Source organism: Streptomyces sp. MnatMP-M17 (assembly GCF_900091995.1).
GTDB lineage: Bacteria > Actinomycetota > Actinomycetes > Streptomycetales > Streptomycetaceae > Streptomyces.
In genome coordinates, this window is record NZ_FMDK01001202.1 from 1 (window position 1) to 1,181 (window position 1,181).

Below are 1,181 nucleotides of genomic sequence, written 5' to 3' on the forward strand. Positions count from 1 at the left end.
GCGTAGTTGGCCTGCCCGGCGCCACCGAACACACCCGCCACGGAGGAGAAGACGACAAACCCGGCGAGATCAAGGTCGCGGGTCAGCTCGTGCAGATGCCAGGCCGCGTCCGCCTTCGGCCGCAGCACACGGTCCAGCCGCTCCGGCGTGAGCGAACCGATCACACCGTCGTCCAGCACGCCCGCCGTATGGACCACGGCGGTCAGCGGATGCTCCGACGGCACCGACGCCAACAGCCCGGCCAGTGCCTCGCGATCCGCCACATCACACGCGGCGACCGACACATGCGCACCGCGGGCGGTCAGCTCGGCCGCCAGATCCCCGGCGCCCTCGGCAGCGAGTCCACGACGACTGGTGAGCAGTAGATGCCGCACACCGCGCTCGCCGACGAGATGGCGTGCCAGCACGCCACCCAGGCCGCCCGTGCCGCCGGTGATCAGCACCGTACCCTCGGGATCCCAGGCGGAGCCGCCCGCCTCGGACTCCGGCCCGGGCTCGGTCATTCGGGTCAGGCGCCCGGCGCGGATTCCACCGTCGCGGACGAGCAGTTGCGGCTCATCGACGCCGAGTGCTCGCGGCAGCAGAGCCACCGAGGACTCTGCGGAGTCCAGGTCGACCAGCCCGAAGGAGCCCGGGTTCTCCGTCTGCGCGGAGCGCACCAGGCCCCAGACCGAGGCCGCCGCCACATCGGCGACCTCCTCGCCACCACCGGCGACGGCACCAGTGGTGACGAACACCAGGCGGGAGCCGGCGAACCGCTCCTCGGCCAGCCACTCCTGTACCAGGACCAGCGCGTCGGCGGTCAACGCGTGGACGGAGTCGGTCACTTCGTCTCCGTACGCACTGGCCATGCCCACCAGCACCGTATCCGGCACCGGCGCCGCCTCGGCCGCGAGCGATGTCAGATCCTCGTAGCTGTCGATCTCGACGCCCGTACGTGCCAGTCCTTCGGCGAGTCCGACGACATTTGGGCCGACCAACGCGACCGTACGGAAGGCGGATTCGGCCGGCGGCGCGACCGGTACCCATCCCACTCCGAACAGCGCGTCGCGGGCCACTCCGGTGCCGCCGCCGCTCAACTGCTCGCGCGATACGGCCCGTACACGCAGCGAGTCGACCGAGGCAACGGGCTGACCTGCCGTGTCAGCCACCGCCACCGAGAGTGCGTCATGACCGGCGGG

General features: G+C 71.5%; 1 protein-coding gene. It reads right to left on the reverse strand.

The window, feature by feature from the left end; all coding sequences use genetic code 11:
* The coding region (locus GA0115259_RS42620; RefSeq protein ID WP_305129849.1) for a beta-ketoacyl reductase at positions 1–1,151 on the reverse strand (1,151 nt) is incomplete at its 3' end.
* Positions 1,152–1,181 lie beyond the last annotated feature (30 nt).